Annotated in this window: 22 protein-coding genes; 6 read left to right on the top strand and 16 right to left on the bottom strand. The window is 67.4% G+C overall.

What is annotated here, in order from left to right; translation table 11 throughout:
* Window positions 1-19: 19 nt before the first annotated feature.
* Together G0D83_RS00535 and G0D83_RS00530 are read right to left on the bottom strand one after the other, a co-directional pair.
* A complete protein-coding gene (locus G0D83_RS00535; protein ID WP_164188647.1) occupies window positions 20-2,311 on the bottom strand; it encodes a xanthine dehydrogenase family protein molybdopterin-binding subunit in 2,292 nt (763 codons plus the stop codon).
* Between the two features lie 81 nt (window positions 2,312-2,392).
* Window positions 2,393-3,520, bottom strand: a complete 1,128-nt coding sequence (locus tag G0D83_RS00530) for a type III PLP-dependent enzyme (protein WP_164188645.1) — start codon at window positions 3,518-3,520, stop codon at window positions 2,393-2,395.
* Window positions 3,521-3,607: 87 nt separating this feature from the next.
* Between G0D83_RS00530 and G0D83_RS00525 the strand changes: the two genes are divergently transcribed.
* Window positions 3,608-4,066, top strand: coding sequence for an Lrp/AsnC family transcriptional regulator (locus G0D83_RS00525; protein ID WP_203595011.1), 459 nt, complete (start codon window positions 3,608-3,610; stop codon window positions 4,064-4,066).
* 20 nt (window positions 4,067-4,086) lie between these two features.
* Here G0D83_RS00525 and G0D83_RS00520 read toward each other — a convergent pair whose 3' ends face one another.
* Window positions 4,087-6,276 (bottom strand): primosomal protein N', encoded by a 2,190-nt coding sequence (locus G0D83_RS00520; protein ID WP_164188643.1) that lies wholly within the window; start codon window positions 6,274-6,276, stop codon window positions 4,087-4,089.
* 107 nt (window positions 6,277-6,383) lie between these two features.
* Between G0D83_RS00520 and fsa the strand changes: the two genes are divergently transcribed.
* Window positions 6,384-7,037 (top strand): fructose-6-phosphate aldolase, encoded by a 654-nt coding sequence (fsa, locus tag G0D83_RS00515; RefSeq protein WP_108964650.1) that lies wholly within the window; start codon window positions 6,384-6,386, stop codon window positions 7,035-7,037.
* A 175-nt stretch (window positions 7,038-7,212) separates the two neighbouring features.
* Here the strand turns inward: fsa and G0D83_RS00510 are convergent, their stop codons facing one another.
* Window positions 7,213-8,064, bottom strand: a complete 852-nt coding sequence (locus tag G0D83_RS00510) for a DUF6206 family protein (protein ID WP_370457112.1) — start codon at window positions 8,062-8,064, stop codon at window positions 7,213-7,215.
* Window positions 8,065-8,084: 20 nt separating this feature from the next.
* The gene (gene parA / locus G0D83_RS00505) at window positions 8,085-8,726 is read right to left on the bottom strand and encodes a ParA family partition ATPase (protein ID WP_164188641.1); all 642 of its coding nucleotides are present in this window, start codon (window positions 8,724-8,726) and stop codon (window positions 8,085-8,087) included.
* Between the two features lie 184 nt (window positions 8,727-8,910).
* On the opposite strand from parA, the gene G0D83_RS00500 reads away from it, so the two are divergent.
* Window positions 8,911-9,579, top strand: coding sequence for a hypothetical protein (locus G0D83_RS00500; protein WP_164188639.1), 669 nt, complete (start codon window positions 8,911-8,913; stop codon window positions 9,577-9,579).
* 57 nt (window positions 9,580-9,636) lie between these two features.
* Here the strand turns inward: G0D83_RS00500 and G0D83_RS00495 are convergent, their stop codons facing one another.
* Both G0D83_RS00495 and G0D83_RS00490 read right to left on the bottom strand, forming a co-directional pair.
* Window positions 9,637-11,925, bottom strand: a complete 2,289-nt coding sequence (locus G0D83_RS00495) for a right-handed parallel beta-helix repeat-containing protein (RefSeq protein ID WP_164188637.1) — start codon at window positions 11,923-11,925, stop codon at window positions 9,637-9,639.
* A 187-nt stretch (window positions 11,926-12,112) separates the two neighbouring features.
* Complete coding sequence (locus G0D83_RS00490; protein ID WP_164188634.1) at window positions 12,113-13,690, bottom strand: lysine--tRNA ligase; 1,578 nt, start codon at window positions 13,688-13,690, stop codon at window positions 12,113-12,115.
* Window positions 13,691-13,811: 121 nt separating this feature from the next.
* On the opposite strand from G0D83_RS00490, the gene G0D83_RS00485 reads away from it, so the two are divergent.
* The gene (locus G0D83_RS00485; RefSeq protein ID WP_092423805.1) at window positions 13,812-14,237 is read left to right on the top strand and encodes a tellurite resistance TerB family protein; all 426 of its coding nucleotides are present in this window, start codon (window positions 13,812-13,814) and stop codon (window positions 14,235-14,237) included.
* Between the two features lie 31 nt (window positions 14,238-14,268).
* On the opposite strand, the gene dacB is transcribed toward G0D83_RS00485, so the two are convergent.
* Both dacB and G0D83_RS00475 read right to left on the bottom strand, forming a co-directional pair.
* Window positions 14,269-15,867 (bottom strand): D-alanyl-D-alanine carboxypeptidase/D-alanyl-D-alanine-endopeptidase, encoded by a 1,599-nt coding sequence (gene dacB / locus G0D83_RS00480; protein WP_164188633.1) that lies wholly within the window; start codon window positions 15,865-15,867, stop codon window positions 14,269-14,271.
* 58 nt (window positions 15,868-15,925) lie between these two features.
* A complete protein-coding gene (locus G0D83_RS00475) occupies window positions 15,926-16,561 on the bottom strand; it encodes a nicotinate-nucleotide adenylyltransferase (protein WP_164188631.1) in 636 nt (211 codons plus the stop codon).
* A 173-nt stretch (window positions 16,562-16,734) separates the two neighbouring features.
* Here G0D83_RS00475 and ettA point away from each other — a divergent pair, with 173 nt between their 5' ends.
* Complete coding sequence (gene ettA / locus G0D83_RS00470) at window positions 16,735-18,390, top strand: energy-dependent translational throttle protein EttA (protein ID WP_108964642.1); 1,656 nt, start codon at window positions 16,735-16,737, stop codon at window positions 18,388-18,390.
* A 266-nt stretch (window positions 18,391-18,656) separates the two neighbouring features.
* Here ettA and G0D83_RS00465 read toward each other — a convergent pair whose 3' ends face one another.
* Window positions 18,657-19,133, bottom strand: coding sequence for a DUF2938 family protein (locus G0D83_RS00465; RefSeq protein WP_164188629.1), 477 nt, complete (start codon window positions 19,131-19,133; stop codon window positions 18,657-18,659).
* A gap of 346 nt (window positions 19,134-19,479) precedes the next feature.
* On the opposite strand from G0D83_RS00465, the gene G0D83_RS00460 reads away from it, so the two are divergent.
* Window positions 19,480-19,686 carry a cold-shock protein gene (locus tag G0D83_RS00460; RefSeq protein WP_066104551.1) on the top strand — a complete coding sequence of 69 codons (207 nt, stop codon included), beginning with the start codon at window positions 19,480-19,482 and terminating at the stop codon, window positions 19,684-19,686.
* Window positions 19,687-19,915: 229 nt separating this feature from the next.
* On the opposite strand, the gene G0D83_RS00455 is transcribed toward G0D83_RS00460, so the two are convergent.
* The 6 genes from G0D83_RS00455 to G0D83_RS00430 all read right to left on the bottom strand — a co-directional run bounded on the left by G0D83_RS00455 (window position 19,916) and on the right by G0D83_RS00430 (window position 24,897).
* Window positions 19,916-20,521 carry a CDP-alcohol phosphatidyltransferase family protein gene (locus G0D83_RS00455; RefSeq protein WP_164188627.1) on the bottom strand — a complete coding sequence of 202 codons (606 nt, stop codon included), beginning with the start codon at window positions 20,519-20,521 and terminating at the stop codon, window positions 19,916-19,918.
* A 61-nt stretch (window positions 20,522-20,582) separates the two neighbouring features.
* Window positions 20,583-21,284 (bottom strand): glycosyltransferase family 2 protein, encoded by a 702-nt coding sequence (locus G0D83_RS00450; protein ID WP_164188625.1) that lies wholly within the window; start codon window positions 21,282-21,284, stop codon window positions 20,583-20,585.
* Entirely contained in the window at window positions 21,281-21,889 is a 609-nt protein-coding gene (locus tag G0D83_RS00445) for a VTT domain-containing protein (protein ID WP_164188623.1), read from the bottom strand. The genes G0D83_RS00450 and G0D83_RS00445 overlap by 4 nt, the downstream gene beginning before the upstream one ends.
* Window positions 21,890-21,893: 4 nt before the next feature.
* Window positions 21,894-23,051, bottom strand: coding sequence for a ceramide glucosyltransferase (locus tag G0D83_RS00440; RefSeq protein ID WP_164188621.1), 1,158 nt, complete (start codon window positions 23,049-23,051; stop codon window positions 21,894-21,896).
* Complete coding sequence (locus G0D83_RS00435) at window positions 23,051-23,887, bottom strand: UDP-2,3-diacylglucosamine diphosphatase (RefSeq protein WP_164188619.1); 837 nt, start codon at window positions 23,885-23,887, stop codon at window positions 23,051-23,053. Before G0D83_RS00435 ends, G0D83_RS00440 begins: the two co-directional genes overlap by 1 nt.
* Window positions 23,888-24,096: 209 nt before the next feature.
* The gene (locus G0D83_RS00430) at window positions 24,097-24,897 is read right to left on the bottom strand and encodes a hypothetical protein (protein WP_108964635.1); all 801 of its coding nucleotides are present in this window, start codon (window positions 24,895-24,897) and stop codon (window positions 24,097-24,099) included.
* Window positions 24,898-24,947 lie beyond the last annotated feature (50 nt).

Genomic DNA, 24,947 nt, shown 5'->3' with positions numbered 1-24,947 from the left:
TCCGCGACGTGCTGGCGCATCATTCTGCGGCAATCGCCTCATTGGTCAACATCTGCCACACCCGGTGCGGGGTGAAGGGCATGTCGGCCTGACGAATCCCTCTCTCCCAGAGCGCATCCTGCACGGCATTGGACACGGCGGCCATCGAGCCGACGGTACCGGCCTCGCCGCAGCCCTTCATGCCCATGGGGTTGCCGGTCGACGGCACCGGCTCGACATCGAAGGCGATCCACGGCGAATCCTTGGCGCGCGGCATCGCGTAATCCATGAAGGTCGCAGTCAGCAGCTGGCCGTCCTCGTCGTAGACCGTGTGCTCGGTCAGCGCCTGGCCCAACCCCTGCACCACCCCGCCATGCACCTGTCCCTCGGCCAGCATCGGATTGATGAGATTGCCGAAATCATCGACCACCGTATATTTCACCACCTGCGTGACGCCGGTCTCGGGGTCGATCTCGACCTCGCAGAAATGCGCGCCATTGGGATAGGAGCGGGCGTCGATCGCTGTGCGGGCCGACCAGCTCAGCAGATCCTCGCGGCCCTTCTCGCGCGCCAGCGCGGCGGCCTCGAGCATGGTCGGGTGCAGGTTCGAGCCATCCGCGCGGAACTGCTCGTCGTCGAATCGCACCTCGTCGGGATCGACCCCCATCTCGCCCGCAAGAAACTCCGAAAAGCCCGCGATCATGTCGCGCACCGCGGTGAGCGTCACCGTCGCCTGCGTGGTCACCGAGCGCGAGCCCCCCGTACCGCCGCCGCGCGGGATCAGGTCGCTGTCACCCTGCACGAAGCCGATCTTCTCGGCCGGGATGCCGGTGTGATCCGACAGGAACTTGGCAAACACCGTCTCGTGCCCCTGCCCGTTCGACTGGGTACCGACATAGATGGTTGCACCGCCATCCTCGGTGAACTCGACCTTCACGTCCTCGGCGGGATCGCCGAGGATGCTCTCGATGTAATAGCACAGCCCCAGCCCGCGCAGCTTGCCCTGCGCCTCCGACGCGGCCTTGCGGGCGGGGTAGCCCTTGATGTCGGCATCCTCCTCGGCATGCGCCAGCACGCGGGAAAAATCGCCCACGTCGTAATTCTCGCCCGTGACGGTCTTGTAAGGGAACTCCTGTACGAAGTTGATCCGGCGCAGCTCCATCGGATCGACGCCGAGCTCGCGCGCCGCGCGGTCCATGATCCGCTCGAGCGTGTAGATCGCCTCGGGGCGGCCCGCTCCGCGATAGGCGTCGACCTGCGTGGTGTTGGTGTAGAAGCCCTCGACCCGCATGTAGGCGGCCTTGATGTCATAGGTGCCGGTGAGCACCTTGGCGTAAAGCGCGGTCTGGATCGCCTGCCCGAAGTTCGAGTTGTAGGCACCGAGGTTGCAGCGGGTGTGGTTGCGGTAGCCGAGGATGCGGTTGTCCGCGTCGAAGGCCAGCTCGGCCAGCGTCACCAGGTCGCGCCCGGCGTGGTCCGAGAGCATCGCCTCGGTGCGGTCCGACATCCAGCGCACCGGGCGGCCGAGCTCCTTGGCGGCAAAGGCGATGGCGAAATACTCGGGATAGCCCGGGGCCTTCATGCCAAAGCCGCCGCCGACGTCGGGATTGGTGACGCGGATCTGCTCGACCGGCAGGCCGAAGGCCTGTGCCAGCTCGGATTTCAGCGCCCAGACACCCTGCCCGTTGAAGGCGACGTGCAGTTTCTCGCCGTCCCATTCGGCGTAGGCGCCGCGCGGCTCCATGGCGTTGACGATGACGCGGTTGTCTCCGACCTCGAGGCTGACCACCTTGGCTGCCTTGGCAAAGGCCTCCTCGGTTTCGGCCTCGTTGCCGAGCCCGAAGTCGAAGGCGCGGTTGTCGGGTGCCTCGGGGTGGATCGCGTCGCCACCCGCCTCCAGCGCCATGTGGACTGGCAGTTCGTCGAAGTCGAAGACGATGGCCTCGGCGGCATCCTTGGCCTCGATCATCGTCTCGGCGACGATCAGCGCCACCGGCTCGCCGACGTGGCGCACGCGCCCCTGCGCCAGGATCGGGCGCAGCGGATCGGCGGCCTTGCTGCCGTCGCGGTTCTTGATCACCGTGCCGCCCATCGAGATGTCCATGCCCGAGGCGACCAGGTCCTCGACCGTCGCCACCATGTGCACCCCCGGCATCTCGCGCGCGTCCGACACGTCGAGCTTGGCGATCTCCGCATGGGCGACCGGCGAGCGCAGCACATAGGCATGCAGCGCCCCGTCAGGTGCGATATCATCGACATAACGGCCATGCCCGGTGAGGAAACGTACGTCCTCGCTGCGCTTAAACGACTGGCTCTTGCCGAATTTTTCCATCTGACTGATCCTCCCGCGACGGCGTATTTGTCGCGACTGTAGAGGCCGCAGCCGCAGAGTCCAGCGCCCGGGACTGTGATCTCAGTCCTGATTTTCGATTTCCACGACTCTGCGCACGCCGTAGCCATTGAACCCGGTGACGAGCGCCCGGGAATAGGCTCCCATGCCCTCGAAGAGCAGGTAGTCGCCTTCCGTGAGGTCGCATGGCAGTGGCAGCAATTCGGGCAGCCGGTCGATGCTGTCGCAGGTCGGGCCGAAGACCACGCGGCGGGTTTGTGCTCCGGTCAGGGGGGCGCCGCTGCGGCTGACCGCGCGGACCCGGTCCATCGGCGCGATGTCGCGCCATTCGGCCAGACCGCCGTAGACGCCGTCGTTGAGAAAGACCGCCTCGTCGTGCACCCCCTTGACGCGCGTGGCCAGCGTCAGCGCCTCGGCGGCCAGCGCGCGCCCCGGCTCGCAGACCAATTCCGGCGGACTGTCGAAGGCGCCCTGCGCCGCCTCGCGGATGGTGTCGAAGATGGCCTGCAGGTCGGGCTTGCCCGTGTCGCGGTGCGCGGGGAAGCCGCCGCCGACGTTGAGCCGGTGCAGCGTGACCCCGGCCGAGCGCGCCACCGCGGCAGCCTCGTTGATGTAACGTCCCCAAGGCGCGGGGCTGGTGCATTGCGTGCCCGGGTGGAAGGTGATCGACGGGGTGAACCCCAGCGCCTCCACCCGCCGCAGCAACTGCACGGCCTGCTCGGGCGTGGCTCCGAACTTGGCGCCGAAGTCATAGGCCGCCCCAGCCACAGGCAGCTTGAGCCTCACGGCGATCTCGGTGCCGCGCGGCAGGCCCGCCAACTTCTCCAGTTCGGCCATCCGGTCCACCGACCACGAGACGCAACCCGCCTCCAGACCCGCCACGATTTCCGCCGCCGAGCGCACCGGGTTGTGGTAGTGCAAGATCGCCCCCGGCGCCTCGGCCCGGACCAGCGCCATCTCGGCGGGCGAGGCCACGTCGAAGGCGGTGATGCCCGCCGCATGCAAGACGCGGATCATCTCGGGCGCGGGATTGGCCTTGACCGCATAGGTCACGAGACCCGGAAAGCCGGTCAGGAACTCGCGGGCAACCTCCGCAAGCCTCCCCGGGTGGAAGAGGAACACCGGTTCGTCTGGGGCATTGGCCGCGAGCCAGGATTCCGGGGTCGGGGAAAGGGTGGGATCGATCCGCATGGGCACTGCCTCCTGTCGCTTTTCTTCCCAGACTGACGCAGAAAACGCTCGGATTCGCGTGGCAGATGGCACAGAATGTCAGGCGTGATGCGACAGATTGACGAAAAGACCATTCAGATTGACGAAACCGACCGGCAGCTCATCGCGCTGCTCGAGGCGGATGCACGGCTGCCGGTGGCCGATCTCGCCCGAAAGCTGGGGCTGGCGCGGACCACGGTTCAGGCGCGCATCGATCGGCTGCTGGCACGCGGCATCATCGCCGGCTTCACCCTGCGCCGCGGTGCCGCGCTAATGGCGCCGATCCGCGCCACGGTCCTCGTGTGCATCGAGCCGCGCAGCCAGCCCGAAGTGCTCGCCCGGCTGCGCCAGATGCCGGCGGTCGAGGCGGCGCATACGACCTCGGGGCGGGTCGACCTGCTGGTGCAGGTGAGCGCCCGCAGCACCGAGGAGCTGGATGCCACGCTCGACAAGATCGCAGAGGCGCGCGGGGTAAGAAGCTCCGAGAGCCTGATCCATCTCAGCACGAAGCTGAACCGGGCGGGCTAGCGGCGCGCGCTGCCCTGCCTTCAGAAAAAGCTCTGCGGGTCGATGTCGATCGCCATGCGCAACTCGCCCTTCAGACGGAACTGCCCGGCCCATTCGGCGAGCGCCGCTTGCAGCGCCACGCCCTTCGGCGCCTTGACCAGCAACCGCACCCGGTGCCGCCCGCGCACGCGGGCGATGGGCGCCGGCGCCGGCCCGTAGACCTGCGCTCCGATGCGCCGCAGCGGCCCGTCCTGCCGTGCCATCGCCGCGCCGAGATCAAAGACCTCCTGCACCTCGGTCGAGGACAGGATCACCCCAGCCAGACGGCCATAGGGCGGCATCCCGGCGGCGCGGCGCTCGTCGGCCTCGGCCTTCCAGAACCCCTCCTCGTCGCCCGAGAGGATCGCCCGGATCACCGGGTGCTCGGGCTGGAAGGTCTGCAGAAGCGCCGTGCCCGGCTTCTCGGCCCGACCGGCACGCCCGGCCACCTGCCGCATCAGTTGGAAGGTCCGCTCCGCCGCCCGCAGGTCCGAGCCCTGCAGCCCGAGGTCGGCGTCGATCACCCCCACCAGCGTAAGGTTGGGAAAGTTATGCCCCTTGGCGACAAGCTGCGTGCCGATGACGATGTCGGCCCCGCCCATGGCGATCTTCTCGATCTCGGCCTTGAGCTGCCGCGCCGAGCCGAAGAGGTCCGACGACAGCACCGCCAGCCGGGCGTCGGGAAAGACCTCGGCTGCCTCCTCGGCCAGCCGCTCGACCCCCGGCCCCACCGCCGCCAGCTTGCCCTCGACCTCGCAGGAGGGGCATTTTTCGGGCTTCGGCGTGCTCTCGCCGCATTGGTGGCAGATCAGCCGCTGCTGGAAGCGGTGCTCGACCATGCGCGCGTCGCAATGCGGGCAGGCGATCTGGTGGCCGCAGGCGCGGCAGATGGTGACCGGGGCATAGCCGCGCCGGTTGAGAAACAGCAGCGACTGTTCACCCTGCGCGATCCGCCGCTTCACCGCCGACTGCAAGGAGGGCGAGATCCAGCGGCTGCCCGGCAGATCCTCGCCGCGCATGTCGAGCGCCCGCATCTGCGGCATCACCGCCGGACCGAAGCGCGAGACCAGATCGAGCCGCTGGTACTTGCCCGCGTCGGCATTGGCCCAACTTTCCAGCGAGGGCGTGGCCGAGGCCAGCACCACCCGCCCCGCGCAGATCGAGGCGCGCAGCACCGCCATGTCGCGGGCGTTGTAAAGCACGCCCTCCTCCTGCTTGTAGGAGGTGTCGTGCTCCTCATCGACGACCGTCAGGCCCAGGTCGCGGAACGGCAGGAAGAGCGCCGAACGCGCGCCCACCACCAGCTGCGCGCCGCCCTCGGCCACCTGCCGCCAGACCCGCCGGCGCTCGGTCACCGTGACGCCCGAGTGCCACTCGGCAGGGCGCGCGCCGAAGCGGGCCTCGACCCGGGTGAGGAACTCAGAGGTGAGCGCGATCTCGGGCAGCAGCACCAGCGCCTGTCGGCCCCTGCGCAGGCATTCGGCCACGGCTTCAAGGTAGACCTCGGTCTTGCCCGAGCCGGTCACCCCCTTCAGAAGCACCGTACCATAGCTGCCTGAACGCACACCGTCGCGCAGCACCTCGGCGGCGGCGGCCTGATCCTCGGTCAGCGCCTTGCCGCCGTAGTCGGGATCGAGCCGGGCAAAGGCGGTGTCGCGCGGCGCCTCCTCCTCGCGCACCGCCCCCTGCTTGGCGAGACCCTTGACCACCGAAGATGTCACCCCGGCGGCATCGGCCAGCTCCTTGAGCGTCAGCGACAGGCCGCCCATCTCGTCGAGCACCTCCAGCACCCGGCGCCGGGCATCGGTCATCCGGTCGGGCTCGGCGTCGCCGCGTCGGTAGATCTTGCGCATCGCCGGCCCGTCGCCGAGCCCCGGCGCGCGGGTGGCAAGGCGCAGCATGGCGGTGCGCGGGGTCAGCGTGTAATCGGCGGCACGCTCGAGAAACTCGCGCAGCTCGGCACGCATGGGGGGCGCATCGAGCACCCGGAAGGCGGCGCGGACCTTGGCCGGATCGAACCCACCCTGCCCCGGCCCCCAGACCACGCCCAGCACCTTGCGCGGCCCCAGCGGCACCTCGACATAGGACCCCTGCGCGCAGCCCCCCACCGGCGCCTTGTAGTCCAGCAGCCGGTCAAGGGGCTGCGTGGTCAGCACCGAGATCAGCGTGCCTTCGTCGTAGAAGTCATCCATTGAGGGCAGGTCCGTTAGCGCTATTTCCAAGGGGGTTTTCGCCCCTCACTGCATGAGGTAAGACAGGCGCGACCGAATGCCAAGCCAAGCCTGGAGGGCTTACTCAGATGAAATTCTTTGTCGATACCGCTGACGTCGACGCAATCCGCGAGCTTCACGAGCTCGGCATGGTGGATGGCGTCACCACCAACCCCTCTCTGATCGCCAAGTCCGGCCGTGACATCCTCGAGGTCACTAAGGAAATCTGCGAACTGGTCCCCGGCCCGGTCTCTGCGGAAGTGGTCGCAATCGACGCCGAGGCGATGATCGAGGAAGGCCGCAAGCTGGCCGAGATCGCGCCGAACATCGCCGTGAAGGTGCCGCTGACCTGGGACGGGCTCAAGGCCTGCAAGGTGCTCTCGGAAGAGGGCAACATGGTCAACGTGACGCTCTGCTTCTCGGCCAACCAGGCGCTGCTCGCCGCCAAGGCCGGCGCGACCTTCATCTCGCCGTTCATCGGCCGCCTCGATGACCTGAACCTCGACGGTCTGCAGCTGATCGCCGACATCCGCGCGATCTATGACAACTACGGCTACGAGACCCAGGTGCTGGCCGCCTCGATCCGCTCGGCCAACCACATGTCGGAATGTGCCAAGATCGGTGCCGACGTCTGCACCGCGCCGCCCTCGGTGATCAAGGCCATGGCGAACCACGTGCTGACCGACAAGGGCCTCTCCGCCTTCCTCGCCGACGCCGAGAAGGCCGGAATCAAGATCGTCTGATTCGGCAAACCCGGACATCAGGGCCCGTCTCTTCGGAGGCGGGCCTTTTTCTTTGCACCCACTCCTGCCCTGCGCGGGGCTCCTCGTCTTGCGGTCATCGGCTCGCGAGCCTCTACCGCGCGGTCAACCTGCGCGCAGATTGGTTAATTAATGGTTAGTAGGGCCGGCGGCGCGCTCAGAGGTTGGGCTCACCCTGCAGGCCCAGCAGCTTGCGGAAGCCGGTCCAGTAGCCCGGCAGGCGCGGCGGCTGCGACAGCCCCTCGAGCGCCTCCTCGGCGAAGCGCGGCATGGCGCGCGGGGCGAAGTCGCGGCCCCAGTCGAGATAGGCATCGGCGTGCTCGGGGCGCAGCCGGCAGGCCGAGCCGACGAGGCCGACGAGCGTCTCGGGGGCCGAGTACCATTCGTCCTGGATGCCGGTCACCTTGGACTTGAGGAAAGGCCCGACCCAGCGCATCAGGCGCTTTTCGGAGAACTGCAGCAGCAGCTCGCCCATCTCGTCGCGGCTGTAGCCGATCAGCGGCGGGAAGGTGTCGTAGAAGATCGCCTGCCCCTCCACCACCGCGAAGTTGCGGATCGAGGGATGAAAGCCGATGCGGCCCTCGATCTGGTCGGCGTTGTTCCAGAACTGCGCGATCACCTGCCCGGCGCTTTCCATCATCGCCAGCGTCGAGGCCAGATCCTCGCGCTGCATGCGCGGGCGCATCAGCGCGCTCTCGGGCAGCGCCTCCTGCAGGATCACCGGCACCCGGCCCTGCTCGCTTTCCATCAGCAGGAACTCGGTCTGCGGCAACGGCACGCCGGTTTGCTGCAGCGCGGCGACATAGGCATCATGCGCCCGCGCCAGCCGCTCCAGCGCCGCGCCGTCGGGCAGGCCCCGGTAGACCTTGACCACCTTGTCGGCGAAGGGGCCGTCCACCGGCCGGAAGGGGGCGCAGAAATACCCAAGGCGCGAGATCGGCTGACCCTGCCCCTGCTGGTGGCGGCGGATGGTCTCGGCGAGCGCGGCGTGATCGGTCATCTGGGTCATGTCTCCTGTTGCCGCCCGCTTTACCCGTTTGCCAGCGCCTCCGCCACCTCTGCGGTCAGGGCGGCGATCTCGGCGCGGGCCGGGGTCTTGCGGCCCTCGGCGGCGCTCTGGCCGCGGCCGAAGGCCTCGGCATAGCCCACCCGGTTGGCCAGCTGCGCAGCGGCGATGGGCACTTCCATGGCCTTCACAGCCTCGGCGATCTCGCCCGACAGCCGGGTGCCGGGCCGGGTGCGGTTGAGCACCACAAGCGCCGCGCGATTCTCCCGGCGGGCGAGGTCGAGCACCCCCTCGGTGGCCCAGAGGTCGAGATGGCTCATCGAAACGGGCACCACCACCAGGTCGGCGGCGCGCAGCGCCGGGCGCAGATCGCTGTCGGCCTTCGGCGGGGTGTCGACGATCACCACGTCGTGGCTCGCCGCCAGCTTGCGGCATTCGTAGGTCACCCCCCAGGCCGAAGATGTGGCGAACTCCAGCGTCCCGAGCGCGCCGGGGTCGCGCTCCAGCCGGGTCATGAACCAGCGCCCGAGGCTGCCCTGCGGGTCAATGTCGACCAAGGCCACGGATTTGCCCTGCGCAAGGAAGCCGATGGCGAGATTGGCCGAGAGCGTGGTCTTGCCCGAGCCCCCCTTCTGCTGCGCGACGGTGATCACCGATCCGGTCATGAAAGCCCCCCATGCGATGCGACGGCCCGCGCCGGGCCATTTCGCACCTGCAGCATAGCCGAAGACGGCCCCCCGTCCAGTGGCCAGATGACGCGGGGTGAGGCGTTCTGCCGGAGCGCTTCGGCGCAGGGATTCACCCGACCTTAAGGACAATTCCGCCATGCTGCCTGGCAGGAGGCTTCTGATGCGGCACCTGCTCTTGCACGCCCTGATCTGCACGCTGCTCGGCACCGCCGCCACGCCGCTGCGCGCCGGAGCCTGGCTGCAGCCGCCGGGGCGCGGATTTGCCAGCACGACCACCCGGCTCTCCTGGGCGCAGGATCAGCCAGTGCAGAACTGGCCGCGCGCCGAGATGCGCTATGACACGTTCTATCTCGAATACGGGGCCAGCCGCCGGCTGACCTTCGGCACCGATCTGGGGCGTGCGATCTCGGGCGGCGGCAAGGCCGTGGCCTTCGTGCGGTTTCCCCTGCTCGGCACGGGTCCGCTGCGCGTCGCCGGCGAACTGGGGCTGGGCCAGATCGAGGGCGTGCGGGCCCTGCGACCGGGGCTCTCGGTTGGCTTCGGGCTGGAGCAGGGCTGGCTCAACGCCGATCTGCTGGCGGAGATTCGCGAGGCCGAGGGGACCGACTACAAACTCGACCTCACACTGGGGCTGCGCCTGCCGCGCAAAGCGCGGCTCATCCTGCAAATCCAGAGCGGCGCGCAGCAGGGAGACGAAGCCTTTGCGCGCTTGGCCCCCTCGCTGGTTCTGCCCCTGCGCAGACGCCTGCAGATCGAGATCGGCGCCAACCAGGGGCTGACCGGCGATGACAGCTCGGGAATCTTCATGGGACTCTGGAGCGAGTTCTGAAGGGCGGGAGGCCGGCGCACCGCGGCACCGGCCCGCCCGTCTGCATCGCGGCACGGCTCAGTAGTCCATCCGCACCATCATCGTCAGATCGCCCCGCAGCGGCTCGGGCCAGACCACATGCACCTCGTCCTTTGCGCTGCCGCCCTCGGTGACAGCATAGGGTGTGACAAAGGTGCTGGCATCGCCCGCATCGCGCGGGCGCGAGCGCAGCACGAGGCTCTGCACCTCGCGCGTCTGCCCGCCAAAGGGCAGCCGGTTGCCGGTCTCGACGACCCATGTGCTTGCGTGGCTGTTCTGCGCATGGGCGACCTGCAGCGGGTTCTCGGTCTGCAGTTCGACATTGTGAAAGGTGTTCGCGCTGAAAAAGACCCGCCGCATCGCATTCAGGTTCAGGGGGGCGAAGGAGGTGTCGACCCGGTCCACCCGCACGATCGTCCCGCCGACGCAGCGAAAGAGGTTCCCCGACAGGGTGAGCCCGTTGACCATGTGGCCCGCGCCATAGGGCTTCACCACCAGAAAGGAGAACCACTCGGCGACATCCGAGCAGAGCATGACATTGCCGGTCAGCGACAGGCCCGCGAAACCGAAGCCGCCGGTAAAATCGGGCTCCGGCTCGCGCTCGTTGGTCCATTCGATAAAGCAGTTGTCGATGTAATTTCCGGTGATCGTCGTGTTGCAGGCGCGCAGGCAAAGCACGATCCCCGCCGAGCGAATGCCCACGCCGCTGTCGTCGCCCTGGAAGAAATGATTGCCCGAGATCACCGCATGCGCCCCCGAAACCACCGCGAAATGCCGGAACTGCGAGGCGCGATTGTTGCGGATCTTCACGTCGTTGGCGTTGGTGTTGATCGCCACTGACTGGCGGCTCGTGGTGGCAAGATCGGCCTCGGCGCTCAGGAACTGGTTGTGATCGACCAGCAGCCCCTGACAGCCGTCGCCCGGCGAGGTGATGCCGCGGTGACCGGGACGGTTGAAGACGCAGCTGCGGATGACGTTGACCGTGCCTGCGGGCGGCAGCATCACCCCGCTCGCCACTTCAGAGCACTGGAATTCCACGCCCTCGATCTCGAATTTCTCGAGCTTGGTGAAGCCCGAGAAATCGAGCAGGTAGCGGAAGCGGGTGAAGGTATAGCTCTGCGTGCCGATGGCGTCCGAGAGCGGCTGCGACAGGGTGATCGTCGCGGCGCCGACGTTCTTGTCCTTCACGTAGATCTCGCGCCCCACCCCGGCGCCGGTCACCAGGCTGCCCACCTCGATATTTGCGACGTTCGACACATTGGTCAGCTGCCAAGGGTTGGCGGCCGCGTAGGTCGCGGTTCCGGTGACGCTGGCCGGGTCCCAGCCTCCGCCCGCCTCGGCACGGAGCTGACCGTTGCGCAGAACCCGGCGCTGGGAATAGGTGTCGCGATTGTTGACTGCCGCCCGCACGTCGAGCGGCGCGCTCAGCGACACCCGTCGCCCGCAGAGATCGAAGCTCTCGTGGTCGGCGTTGTTGAGCAGCGACTGCAGCCCCTTGGCCAGCGCCAACGCCTCGTCGCAGCCGAAGGCCGCGAGATAGGCGGAGAAGTGGAAGTCCCGGGTCAACGACAGGATCGCCGAGGCGGGCATGCTCACCTGCCCCTCGAAGCGCACGGGGTTCTCCAGCGTCACCGAACTGGCGAGCCGGTAGGTCCCCGCGGGCACCACGATCTGCCGCCCGTCGGCCGCGGCGTCGGCAGCCTCGAAGGCCGCGCTGTCGTCGGTGCTGCCATCGCCGCGTGCGCCGTAGTCCCGCACATCGACGCTGGCCATCATGCCGCGCAGGAAGTCCCCGGTCACATCCTCGATCCGAAGGTCGTCGATCCGCACCACCCCGCCGCTGAGCCCGGTCAGGTCGAGCCCGAAGTGGCCATAGCTTGGCGCCATGCCCCAGGCCATGTCGACGCCGCCGCGCGATCCGGTTCCGACGATGGCCGAGACCTCGACCACCTCGCCGTAGCTGGTCAGCGCGACCGAAGGCCCAAGCATCGGCAGGCCGGTCACCTCGACATCGCTGCCGCTGCCCGCCCAGCCTGCGATACGCACCGAGGGCAGGTTGCCCGAGACCGCCTTCACCCGTGCAGTGATCCGCAGGTACACCCCGGGCAGGATCGGCGTCTGCCCCATGTAGCGCAGCTTCTGCGTCGGCTCGGCCTTCTGCAGTTCGAGACAGCCACCGAAATCCGCATCCGCCGGGACAAAGGCCGCCGAGGGATAGGAGGCATAGGTGTCTGATCCGGGCCGCCCGTCACCCCGCGACCAGACACCCAGCCCTTCGGAAAAGGGCGTGGGGGTCAGCACCACCCCGTCGGTCACCGCAATGTTCATGGCTTGCACCTCTGCTCTCTGTCGCCTCGCGGGGTCGTGCCGATCCCACGGAAGACAAGGCTGACGGGCAGAGGTTAAAGCGCTCTGGCAGTACCGTGCCCTGCCCGCGCAACGGCGGGGCCAAGCAATGCAAAAGGGCCTCCCCGATCGCTCGGGAAGGCCCTTTCAACTCATGCTGTCAGAAACTTCAGCCCAGCTCGCCCGCCAGACCCTTGCGGATCAGTGCGGCGGTCTCGGTGACGCCGTAAAGCGCGATGAACCCGCCAAAGCGCGGCCCCTGGCTCTGACCCAGCAAGACCTCGTAGAGCGCCTGGAACCATGCGCGCAGGTTCTCGAAGCCGTGCTCCTTGCCGACCGAGAAGACCAGCGTCTGCAGCGCCTCGTCGTCGACCGCGCCGTCGTAGCCCTCGAGCTGCGCCGCGAGGTCCTCCATCGCCGCCCGCTCCTGGTCGGTGGGCGCGCGGAACTGCTTGGTCGGCTTCACGAAGTCGTTGAAGTAGCGCACCGCAAAGCCCGCTGCGGCGTCGAGATCCGGGTGGGTCTTCGGCGCGGCGTCGGGCGCGTAGCGGCGAATGAAGCCCCACATCGCATCCTTGTCCTCGGCACCTGCGGCCGAGGCGAGGTTGAGCAGCATCGAGAAGGGCACGACCATCTTCGATTCGGGCACATCGCCGCCGTGGATATGCCACACCGGGTTGGCGAGCTGCGCCTTCACGTCCTGCGTCGGGTAGGCGCGGAGCTGCTGGTGGTACTCGTCCATCGCCTTGGGGATCACGTCCCACCAGAGCCGCTTCGCGGTCTTCGGCTTTTGGAACATGAAGTAGGACAGCGACTCCGAAGAGGCATAGGTCAGCCACTCGTCGATCGACAGCCCGTTGCCCTTGGACTTCGAGATCTTCTCGCCGTTCTCGTCGAGGAAAAGCTCGTAGGTGAAATGCTCGGGCGCGCGCACGCCCAGCGTGCGGCAGATGCCGTCGTAGATCGGCGTGTTGGTCGAGTGATCCTTGCCGTACATCTCGAAGTCGACGCCGAGCGCCGCCCAGCGGGCGCCGAAGTCGGGCTTCCACTGCAGCTTCACGTTGCCGCCGGTCACCGGGACTGTCCACTCCTTGCCGTCGTCATCGTCAAAGGTGATGGTGCCCTCGGCAGCGTCGACGTGTTTCACCGGCACGTAGAGCACGCGGCCGGTCTCGGGGTGGATGGGCAGGAAGATCGAATAGGTCGAGGCCCGCTCCTCGCGCAGCGATTTGAGCATGATCTTCATCAGATCATCGTATCTCTCGCAGCAGCGCAGCAGGATCTCGTCGAACTGGCCGGACTTGTAGAAATCGGTGGCCGAATAGAACTCGTACTCGAACCCGAAGGTATCGAGGAAGCGGCGCAGCATGGCGTTGTTGTGATGACCGAAGCTCTCGAACTCCTCGAAGGGGTCCGGCACCGAGGTCAGCGGGCGCTGCAGGTTCTCCTGCAAGAGCGCCTGGTTCGGCACGTTCTCGGGCACCTTGCGCATCCCGTCCATGTCGTCCGAGAAACAGATCAGCCGGGTCGGAATGTCCGAGATCACCTCGAAGGCGCGGCGGATCATCGTCGTGCGCGCAACCTCGCCGAAGGTGCCGATATGCGGCAGCCCCGATGGACCGTAGCCGGTCTCGAACAGCACGTATCCCTTCTCGGGCGGCGTCTTCTCGTAGCGTTTCAGCACCCGGCGCGCCTCTTCAAAGGGCCAGGCCTTCGAGCTCATTGCTGCGTCGCGCAGTTCGGACATGAGAAAACACTCCTTAGGGGAAGAAACGCCCACGATCACGGGGCAGTGCGCCAGCCTCCTATTGCAGGCGGGGCACGGGGTCAATAAATTGCCCGTAGCATGATTTTTCCGGAGTATTCCAGTGCCCGACGCCGCCCCGCACCCGATGACACCGCAAGACTGTCTTGTCGCGCTGATGATCGCCGTCTCGGCCTCTGACGAGAACATGCGCACCGCAGAGCTGGTGAAGATCGAATCCGCCGTCAACATGCTGCCGATCTTCAGCGATTATGACATCGACCGCATGCGGGTGATCACCGATCTGGTGTTCGACCTCTTCGAGCAGGAAGACGGGCTCGACGCGCTCTTCGGCCTGCTGCGAGACAACCTGCCGGAACGGCTGAACGAGACCGCCTACGCGCTGGCCTGCGACGTGGCCGCCGCGGATGGCACGCTGCGCGAGGAAGAGCTGCGGCTGCTCGAGGAAATCCGTTACGAGCTCGACATCGACCGGCTTCATGCCGCCGCCATCGAGCGCGGCGCCCGGGCGCGTCACCTGCGCGCCTGACGCCGGCCCGGCTGACAAAAGCCTTCGGGCGTCAGGGCTCCGCGGTTCCCGTGAAGGCCATGGCGCCCGACGAGGTCTGCGTGGTCGGAGTCACCCCGGGCAGCCCCACGGCCTCGAGCCCCTTGCCCTCGGGGAAAAGGTCGCCCCAGCGCCGGATCAGATCCTGCTGCAGCATCTTGGCGCGGGTGTTCCACTCCATCATGCCCGGCGGGCGCTCGCGCGCCTCGATCGGGATCGCGTCACGACGCGGCACGTCCCCGCAGAAGATCGCAAAGACCAGTTCCTCGCCACTCGGCAGATCGACATAGCCCGCCAGCCCGCTGACGAAGTTGAGCGTGCCTGTCTTGGCGTGGACCTTGAGCGAGGTGTCTTTCACCGGGCGACCGCGCTTGTCGAGCACGGTGATCGGCTTCATCAGCGGTTTCAGGTTCAGTCGCCGCTCGGCCTGCAGCACAGCCAAGGCCACATCCGCGGCGGCCACACGGCTGTCGCCGCCCAGACCCGAGTGATCGACCATCGCCACATGGGTCAGCCCCATGCTCTCGCGCGCCCAGGTGTTCATCTCTTCTGCCGACTGCTTGATCGACAACGCATGACCGAGCCGCTTGCGTGTGGCTGTCAGCCCCACCAGCTCGGCGGTGAGGTTGGTCGAGTACTTCAGCATATCCTTGAGCACGACGTGCAGCGGCTCGCTCTCGACGCGGCCGATGAAGTCCACCCGCTCGACCCCGTGCTCGATCACCGGCTCGGGAAGCTGCAGCCCCTTCGAGCCGGCCAGCGCCTGGAAGACCTCGCCCACGTAGAGCTCGGGCTTGCGCACCGGCAGCCAGCGCGAGCCCCCCTTGCCGAGCGCATGTTTCGCCACGCTCCACGCGTCGCGGCCGTTGAGATCGTCATAGGTGTAGATCGGCCCGTTGCGGTCGGCGACCGCCATATGCGCCATGCGCACCGCCTGTCGCCCCGCCATCGAGGGGGCGTCCATGCTGACCTCGTAGCCGTCGCCGGCCTTCTCCCACTCGAAGCTGACGCGGTTGTAGTTGAGGTTGATGCCCGCGACGGCGGGGTTGTAGGCGACATGCACCGGCTGCTCGGTGTCGATGACCGGCGAATAGGGCAGCACGCCACCGTCCACGATGAAGCGCCCGGTGATCGACTTGATCCCCACTTCCTCGAGGCTGCGCGCCAGCTTGGCCAGCCCATCGGTGTCCAGCGTGGGATCGCCGCCCCCCACCAGCACCAGATCGCCCTTCAGCTCACCGCCGACGATGGCGCCGGTCGTCCAGAGTTCTGTCGAGAAACGGTAGTCCGGCCCCAGCAGGTCGAGCCCGTAGGCGGCGGTCAGCGACTTGGCGACGCTGGCCGGCGGAAGGCCGAGCGTGCCGCGATGGCTTTCGAGCAGCTTGCCGGTGGCGGCGCTGAGCACGGCATAGCCCACGATCCCGTCACCGAGCCGCGCCTTGGCGATCAGCTCCTCCGGGGTGTCGAGGGTGCGCACGGCGACGTTGTCGCCGCGCCCCAGCGGCCTTAGCGAGCGTTCGGGCGCCTCCGCCAAAGCCGGGGCAGCAGCCGAGGCAAGCCCCGATGCAGCAAGGGAGAGCAGGAAGTGACGACGAGAGAGACCGCGGTTCATTCCGCCGATCTAACCGATGCACACAGAGCGCAGCAAGCGTGCAGGCGCTCGGATCGCTTCACATTTCCGCCGGTTCCGCGCTCGCTCGTCGCGGTGCACGCGCCCGCAGGGCGGTCGAGCTGAGATCTGACATCGGCAGGTTGACGAAGCACCAGCTTGGCGGCGCGCTGAGCGGCAGCAGCGGCGCGGCGCTGCCCGGCAGGCGGGCGTGGCGGAAGACCGAGGCCGCCACCGAGCCCTGCGCGGCAAGCCGGCTGCCGGGGCGCGCCAGCACGCCCACGGGCACGCGGCGCATGATCTCGCGCCAGTCCTCCCAGCGATGCAGCTGTGCAAGGTTGTCCGCGCCCATCAGCCAGACGAAGCGCACGCCGGGGTGGCCCTTCTGCAGCAGCTCCAAGGTGCGGGCGGTGTGACGGGTGCCGGCCAGAGCCTCGAAGCCGCTGATGCGCACCCGCGGATGCTGCATCAGATCGCGGGCGGCGGCGATGCGCGCCTCGAGCGGCGCGGGGCCCTTTGGTTTCAGCGGGTTGCCAGGACTGACCAACCAGAGGACGCGGTCGAGCCGGAAGCGTTTCAGCGCCTCGAGGGTGATGCGGACATGGCCCTCGTGCGGCGGGTCGAACGATCCGCCGAGCAATCCGATCCTCTGCCCGGGTGCCAGATGAAACCCGGTCTGATGCGCATTCCAGAGCATCCCGCCCCTTCCTTCAGGAATGAATGCCCAAAGGCACAGGATTTTGCTCAGGGATCAACCGGATTTTTCCGGCTGCCGCCCGCCAGCCCCCTCGGCTCCTGCAAAACAAGGCATTTGCTTTCCCCCCTTGCGGTGCCATACACGCCCGCAAAGCTTTTTCACCGGAGGAACCGATGGCCAGCTATCAGTACGTCTACCACATGGACGGCGTCTCCAAGACCTATCCCGGCGGCAAGAAGTGCTTCGAGAACATCCGTCTCAGCTTTTTGCCCGGGGTGAAAATCGGTGTCGTCGGCGTCAACGGCGCCGGTAAATCGACCCTGCTCCGCATCATGGCGGGCATCGACAAGGACTTCTCGGGCGAGGCCTGGGCCGCCGAGGGCGCCAAGGTCGGCTACCTGCCGCAGGAGCCCGTGCTCGACCCGTCGCTCGACGTGCGCGGTAACGTCATGCTCGGCGTCGCGGCCAAGAAGGCCAAGCTCGACCGGTTCAACGAACTGGCGATGAACTACAGCGACGAGACCGCCGACGAGATGGCGCAATTGCAGGACGAGATCGATTCGCAGAACCTGTGGGATCTCGACAGCCAGATCGACGTCGCCATGGAAGCCCTGCGCTGCCCGCCGGACGATGCGGATGTCAGCACTCTCTCGGGCGGTGAGAAGCGCCGCGTCGCGCTCTGCAAGCTGCTGCTCGAAGCGCCCGAGATGCTGCTGCTCGACGAACCGACCAACCACCTCGACGCCGAGACCATCGCCTGGCTGCAGAACCACCTCATCGAGTACAAGGGCACGATCCTCTGCGTCACGCACGACCGTTACTTCCTCGACGACATCACCGGCTGGATCCTCGAGCTCGACCGCGGCCGCGGCATCCCCTACGAGGGCAACTACTCGAGCTGGCTCGAGCAGAAGGCCAAGCGCCTCGAGCACGAGGCCCGCGAAGACAAGGCCAAGCAAAAGACCCTCGAGCGCGAACTCGAGTGGATGCGCCAGGGTGCCAAGGCGCGCCAGGCGAAGTCCAAGGCCCGTATCGCGGCCTACGAGGAAATGGCAGGCCAGTCCGAGCGCGAGAAGGTCGGCAAGGCGCAGATCATCATCCCCAACGGCCCGCGCCTTGGCAGCAAGGTGATCGAGGTCGAGGGCCTGAAGAAGGCCATGGGCGACAAGCTTCTGATCGAGGATCTGGACTTCTCGCTGCCGCCGGGTGGCATCGTCGGTGTCATCGGCCCGAACGGCGCCGGTAAATCGACGCTGTTCAAGATGCTCACCGGGCAGGAACAGCCGGACGAGGGCTCTGTGAGCTACGGCGACACGGTCAAGCTGTCGTACGTCGATCAGTCGCGCGACGATCTCGCCAGCGACGCCACGGTCTGGGAAGCAATCTCCGGCGGTGCCGAGATCATCCAGCTCGGCGACGCGCAGATCAACAGCCGCGCCTATTGCGGGGCGTTCAACTTCAAGGGCGGCGACCAGCAGAAGAAGGTCGGCCTGCTCTCGGGTGGTGAGCGCAACCGCGTGCACATGGCGCGTCTGCTGAAAGAGGGTGGCAACGTCCTGCTGCTCGACGAACCGACCAACGACCTCGACGTGGAGACCCTCCGCGCGCTTGAGGACGCGCTTGTCGACTTCGCCGGCTGCGCCGTGGTGATTTCGCACGACCGCTTCTTCCTCGACCGTATCTGCACGCACATCCTGGCCTTCGAGGGCGAGGCGCATGTGGAATGGTTCGAAGGCAACTTCGAGGACTACGAGGAAGACAAGAAGCGCCGCCTCGGCGCCGCAGCGCTCGAGCCGACCCGCGTGAAGTTCAAGAAATTCGCGCGCTGAGCCGGTTTCCGCCGCTCGAACTTCACGAAGCGATCAGCCCCACGCACGTCACCGTGCGTGGGGTCTTTCGTTTCCCCCGACGACGGATTACCTGCCCCGCCACGGGAGAGGCGATGACTCGCAAGCTCCCGGGCAAACAGCAATGAGTCTGAGAATTTGATATGAGCACGCAGTCCGCACAGGCATCGCAGCAGACGGCCCGCAAGCAACCGGAGCCCCAGCAACAGCCGGAGTTCCGCTTCACCGACTGGGCGATGATCTGACGCTCAGGTGGCGAGCAGCGCCACCGCCCACATGCCCAGGCCGAACACCGTGTGGGCCAGCAGACCCAGCGCCCGCCCCTTCCAGGGGGTGGGCGTTTTCGACAGCGCCCAGCCAAGCCCCATGCCCGGCTGCATCAGGAACCATCCCGCGCCGATGGTGACCAGCGCGAAGAGCCACAGCGGCAAGAAGCGCGGCGCCTCCAGCCATCCCGGCCCCGCGAGGACCATGAAGATCACCCCATAGGCGATGCCCACCGCGTAGTGGAAACTCCATCCGATGGCGCTCTCATTCGGAATCCGGGGAGTCGCGGTGATGTCGTCGTGGAAGACATTGCCCCCGAGCGCGCGGAGCACCCAGCGCCCCTGGTTATGCCACGCGGGCTTTGGGGTCCCCTGCAGAAGATGAAGAAGCAGCGCCCAGAGGTCCATGGCGACGGTTCCCCCCAGCCCCATGGCAATCCCGACAAACACTTGCTGCATCACGTCCCTCCCTTGGCGCGACAGGCTTGCCGCAGGGGCAGCCGGAGCGCAAGGGCCGAAGCGCCGGGGGGCTCTGATCCGTGCCACCGTACCCTGAGTGCGCAGCCGCCGCGCGGAAAAACCTCGAGAGCCGCAGTGGCTATCCGGCACTGCCGCTGGCGGAGACCCGCGCCACCAAACTCGAATCCCCTTGATTTTCGGGCCTAAACATGGCAATTTGCTGCCCGCTTAGGCTTCTATTCGACGACCCAGTTCCGACCCGGCACGCAGTCTATCGATACAGACGTTTCTACGCCGGGCTGCCGCAGTTCCGTGGGCAGCAGATTGACAGGAAGGGGTTTATCCCATGGCAACTGGTACCGTGAAGTGGTTCAACACCACCAAGGGTTATGGCTTCATCGCTCCCGATGGCGGCTCCAAGGACGTTTTCGTCCACATCTCTGCAGTCGAGCGTTCGGGCCTCACTGGCCTCGCCGACAACCAGAAGGTGACCTACGAGCTGCAAGCTGGCCGTGACGGCCGCGAAAGCGCCGTGAACATCCAGCTCGCCTGAGCACCGGATTTCGCGGGGGCCTTCCCCCGCAACGCGAAGGGGCGGCCCGTCTGGGACCGCCCCTTTTGCTTGCCTGCTTCTATTGTTTGGTTGCCCGCTTGGCCGCCGGTCAGGCGCTTGCTCAAGACGGCGCCGCACGATCTGCCCACCGCTTGCGAAAGACGCGCGCGGCAAAGGGCAATCCAGCCGACGTCGCACCCAGACTGGACGATCGGATGTTGCCAGCGCGTCAGCCGAACAGCCGCCAGCCCGCCACCATCCGCGTCGCAGTGGTTATGGCGCAGGCCGCAGAAAAGACCCAGGCGAGCGGCACAAAAGCCGAGGGGACGAGGCAGAAGGCTGCGAAAAGCAGGATGGTCTCCGCCCCCTCGGTCAGCCCGCCGAGGTAATATATGCCCTTGCTCGGGTAGTCTTCCGCCGTCATCTTGCGCCGCTCGGCGATCAGCGAGAAGGCGAGGAACGAAGACCCGGTGCCGATGAAACTGGCGATCAGCGCCGCCGCGGCGAGCGCATTGGCCTGCGGGTCGGCCAACGCGAAGCCGAGCGGGAAGAGCGCGTAGAAGAGGAAATCGAGCGCGATGTCGAGAAACGCGCCGCGGTCCGTCGGCCCGGCGCGCCGGGCGATCTCGCCGTCGAGCCCGTCTGCCAGCCGGTTCGCCGCCAGCCCGGCCAGCGCCAGCCCGAAGGCGCCGCAGGCCGCGGCCCCTGCCCCCGCGAGGCCGCAGGCGAAGCCCGCCAACGTGACCCAGTCGGCCTTGATGCCCCGCTCGTGCAGTGCGCGGGCGATGGGATGCAGCACGCGGCGCTGCAACGGCAGGAGGTAAGCGTCGATCATGACGGCAAGTCTTGGACCGGCTTTGCGCGGGGTTCAAGCGCTCGCAAACAGCGCAGCGCGGTCAGGAGACCCGGCGCGCCCGCAAGGCCAGCACCTGCCGCAGCGCCTCGTCCGGACGCACGGTGCGGAAGATGTCGCCCATCATCGCCGCATCCGCGCGCAGCCCGGCGATCCAGCCGCCGCGCTTGTCGTGCTTCCACGGGCTTTCCACCTCGGGCCAGCGCACCACGGCGACACGCAGCCCGGCCTCGATCCACAGGCGGTTCATGTAGACCTCGAGCCCGAAGCGCGGCAATGCGTGCAGCGCCTCCAACTGCGCGGCCAGCACCGCGCGGGGCATGACCCTCTCGCCCGAGATGTAGTCGATGCCGATCACCCGCCACAGCAGCGGCGCATTGCGACGGAGGCTCATGGCAGCATCGGCGCGGCCTTCGAGCACCGGCCTGGCCAGCGCGGTCAGGTGCCCCTCGCCCAGCCCCAAAAGATCGCTGTCCAGCAGCAGCACATGCCCACCCCGAGCCGCGGCAATGCCTCGGGCCACGGCGCGGGTCTTGCCGCCGTTCTGCGACTGGCGCAGCACGCGCAGCTTGGCGTGTCCCTGCCCCGCCGCCTCGGCCACCTCGGCGGTGCCGTCCGACGAGCCGTCGTCGACGACCACCACCTCGCCGATCAGCGGGTGATCCAGCACCACGGAGAGCACCGCCGCGATGCGAGGTGCCTCGTTGTAGGCGGGGATGATGCAGCTGAGCGCGCAGGTCGTCACGGTCTGCCTCCGATCCTGAGACCCGTCTTCCAACCGCCCTTCACGCCCCGGCGCAGCACCCAGCCAAGGCCGAAGAGCACCAGCCCGCCCAGCAGCACAAGCGAGGCGCGTGCAATCCAGTTGTCAATCTGGCTATAGGCCGAGCCCAGCGTATAGCCGAGCGCGACGAAGAACAGGCTCTTGGGAATGGTCGCCAGCGTGTTGACCCAGAAAAAGCGCCAGATCGACATATGTGCGAGACCCGCCGCCACGAGGATCGGCGCCCCGGCGCTGTGGGTGATCTTGCCGATCACCAGCGTGCGTCCGCCCTTGTGGTGGAAATGCCCGGCCAGCGCCGAGAGCCGGGCGCGGTTGAGACCCATCTTCATCAGCCAGCCCTGCGGCAGACGGTTCAGCCCCCAGCGTCCGATGGCGTAGTATAGCATGTCACCGGCGATGTCGGCGGCGATCACCACCAGCGTCACGCTCCAGATGTCCAGCAAGCCTCGGCTCGCCAGCCAGGCAGCGATCACGGTGACGATCGGCCCCTCTAGCATGGCAATGGGCGCGAGGATCGCCAGGCCTTCCTTGGCGATGAGGGCTGTTACGGTTTCCAGTCCGATCACGTCTTTACTCCGCGGCCCCCGCAGTCGATTTCGCAGCGTTGCCAGACGCCATGCCTGGGACCATGTCTGGGGCCATGTCCGTTCCGCGCCAAGAGATGCCGCGCCCCACCCATGTGGCCACCCAGATCGCCGGGAGCAAGAGGTCGCGGACCAGCATGGCGGCGATATCCCGCGGCGCGGCGGGCCAGCCCGCCACGCGGCAGAGCGCCCATTCCACAGCATACCACAGCGCCAGGAGCAGCGGCAGCGTCCAGAAGCTCGCGACGCCGACGGAGACGAGCCCTGCGAGGCCGACCAGCGACAGCAGCGGGCCCTGCACGATTTCCCCCATGAAGAGCCCGGGGAAGCCGTCACGCCGCACCCGCGACCAGCGCAGCTGCCGGTCCCAGACCGCGCGGGCCTGCCGCTTGCCGATGGGCTGCGCGAAGAGCCGTCGCGCCAGCCGCACCTTCAGCCCCTGCGCGCGCACCAGCTTGGTGGAGGCCACATCCTCGGCGAGGTTGCGCCCCAGCGCCTCGAGCCCGCCACCGGACTCGAGCACCGCGCGCTTCCAGAAAAGCGTCTTGCCCTGTGCAAAGCCGAGACCCAGGCTGTCCGCCGCCAACTGCCAGCGTCCCTGCGAGCTGTTCAGGAAGGCGCATTCCACCGCCCCCCAGAAGTTGCCCGGGCGGCTGCCCACGGGCGGCGCCGAGACGAGGCCGGTGTCCTCGCGCCAAGTGGCCACCAAGCGGGTCAGGTAGTCGCGGTCCAGCAGCAGGTTGCTGTCGGTCATCACCAACCCGTCGCTCTGTACAGCGGCTATGCCCTTGAAAAGGTTGTTGAGCTTGGGATTGCCGGTGAGCCGCGTCTCGCCGATCAGCAGCTGCGCGGGCACATGCGGATGCTCGGCGATCAGCCGACGCAGCAGCGGCACCGCCGGGTCCGTTTCGCGGGCGGCGCAAAAGATCACCTCATAGGCCGGATAGGCCTGTTGGAAGGACGAGCGCAAGGTCTCCTCGTCGAAGGCGTCGCGCCCGCACACCGGGCGGATCAGCGACAGGAAGGGTTTCCCCCTGCGTGTCGGCTGCGGGCCCGGGGTGACATAGCGCCAACCGGCCAGCGCCGCGCTGGCAAGATGGATCGCCAGCGGCACCAGCAGCAGCGCGAGAAGCCCCAGCACCATCACATCGCCCCCTCGGCCAAGGCGCCCGCCTCGGCCTTGCCTTCGGCAGGACGCGCCGGGCGTGGCATCGCCGCGGGCACGGGCGCGCGCTCGTAGCTGAGCAGGCGCATCTTGCCGTCGAAATCCTCGGCCAGCGCGGTCAGGCTATCGACCCAGTCGCCGCAATTGCCGTAGACCACACCGTTGTGACGTCGCAGGCCGGGCTTGTGCGAATGACCGCAGATCACCCCCACTGCCCCGGCCGCCCCGGCCAGCCTGGTCAGCTTGCGCTCGAAGCGGTCGCCCATGGCCAGCAGGGTGTTGGCCGCCGAGAGCATCCGGTCGACGAAGCTCTGTTCCCATTCGGTCAGCCCCGCTCGGCGGCGCAGGTGGCCGTCGAACTGGCGCAGCAGCGCGTCGGCGCGGCTGCCGAGCCGGGTCATCAAATGCCAACGCAGGATGCGGGGATCGCATTGGTCTCCGTGCAGCACGAGGTAGCGCCGCCCGTCAGCCGCCGTGTGAATCACCGCCTCGCGCAGCTCCCATCCCTCGATTGCCGCACCCGGATCGCGCATCCTCGCATCGTGGTTGCCGGGCAGGTAGACCACCCGCGTGCCCGCCTTCGCCCGCGCGCGAAGCTCGGCCATGATCGCGTCATGCGCCGCCGCCCAGTGCAACCGCCCGCCGTGCCAGAGATCGAAGATGTCGCCGACGAGGTAGATGGTCTCCGCCTCGACGCCGCGCAGGAAGTCAAGGATGGGGCCGGTCCGGCAGGCGCGCGCGCCCAGGTGCAAGTCGGAGATGAACAGGCTGCGATAAGAGGTGCGGGCGCTCCGGCCATCGGAAAATGTCGGCATCCGGGCATGTTCCTTCACTGTTCGCCCGCCTTATGGCGAATCGATGTATCGTCCGTGTGACGCTCCACCGGCCAGAACACGCAGATGCCGCCACTGGTTCCCGCTCGACCCAAAAATACTGTTCTTCTTCCGACGCTTGGGCGGCCTCATGCCGCCCAGGTCCGGCTGCAGTGCCCTGTCGACGCCTGATCGCGTGAGGGCGCGCCGCATCACTTCGGGAAGAGAAGCGTCACGCCGAAGCGCGCGCCCCAGCCTTCCGGCCCGTTCGGAGCGGAATCCGCGTAGTAGCGCACCCCGCCCTGCCAGCTCACCGGCTGGCCGCCGATACTGCCGAGCTTGGACGCAAGCAGGCCGATCGGCGCGGAGTCGGTGTCGTTGACCCAATCATGCGTCCATTCTGCCTGCAGCGTCGCGGTCCAACCGTTGTCGTAGGCATAGGCGAGGAACGGCTGGGTGAAGGTCGAGTCGATTTCCACAGGCCCGTCCCAGTCCCAGAGGTGATTGGCCAGCACCCCCAGCGTCCAGGGCCCGTTCTGCTTGAGAACCACGCCCGTCACCCCCGCGGCAAAGGTATCGAGCCCGAGGGTGTCCTCGGTCGCGGTCGGGAACAAGAAGGCAGGGCCGACGCCCCAGATCAGCCCGCCCGCGCTCGCGGCCGGCGAGAAGAAGAAACTCTGCGTGGTATCGCCAAGCCCCCAGTCGTCCTGGCCCTGCGAGGGAAGGTTATATTGCGACACGACGGGCACGATGGTCCGCGAGATCAGATTCCAGCCGCCTCCGAGATCGAAGGGGATGACGGGCTGGATGTTCATCGTCCAGCGTTCGCCCTTGCCCTTCGGGCCGATATTGTCATCGAAGTTGAACTGGAACGGCACCGAAATCAGCGACGCGACTGGATTCGAGAGCTGCTTTTGCAGTTCCGCCGCGTCGGACGATGCTTGTGCAAAGAGCGGGGTCGCAAGCAGCGTTGCGGCGACGCCAGGCAAAAAGGCTAGGGAGAATTTGGTCATGGGAGCGCTCCAATCAAATGTCATGCAGAAAAAGGGACCGAGATCACGCT

This window comes from Salipiger sp. PrR003 (genome assembly GCF_010500785.1).
GTDB lineage: Bacteria > Pseudomonadota > Alphaproteobacteria > Rhodobacterales > Rhodobacteraceae > Salipiger > Salipiger pacificus_A.
This window is presented reverse-complemented; position numbering and strand designations above follow the sequence as displayed.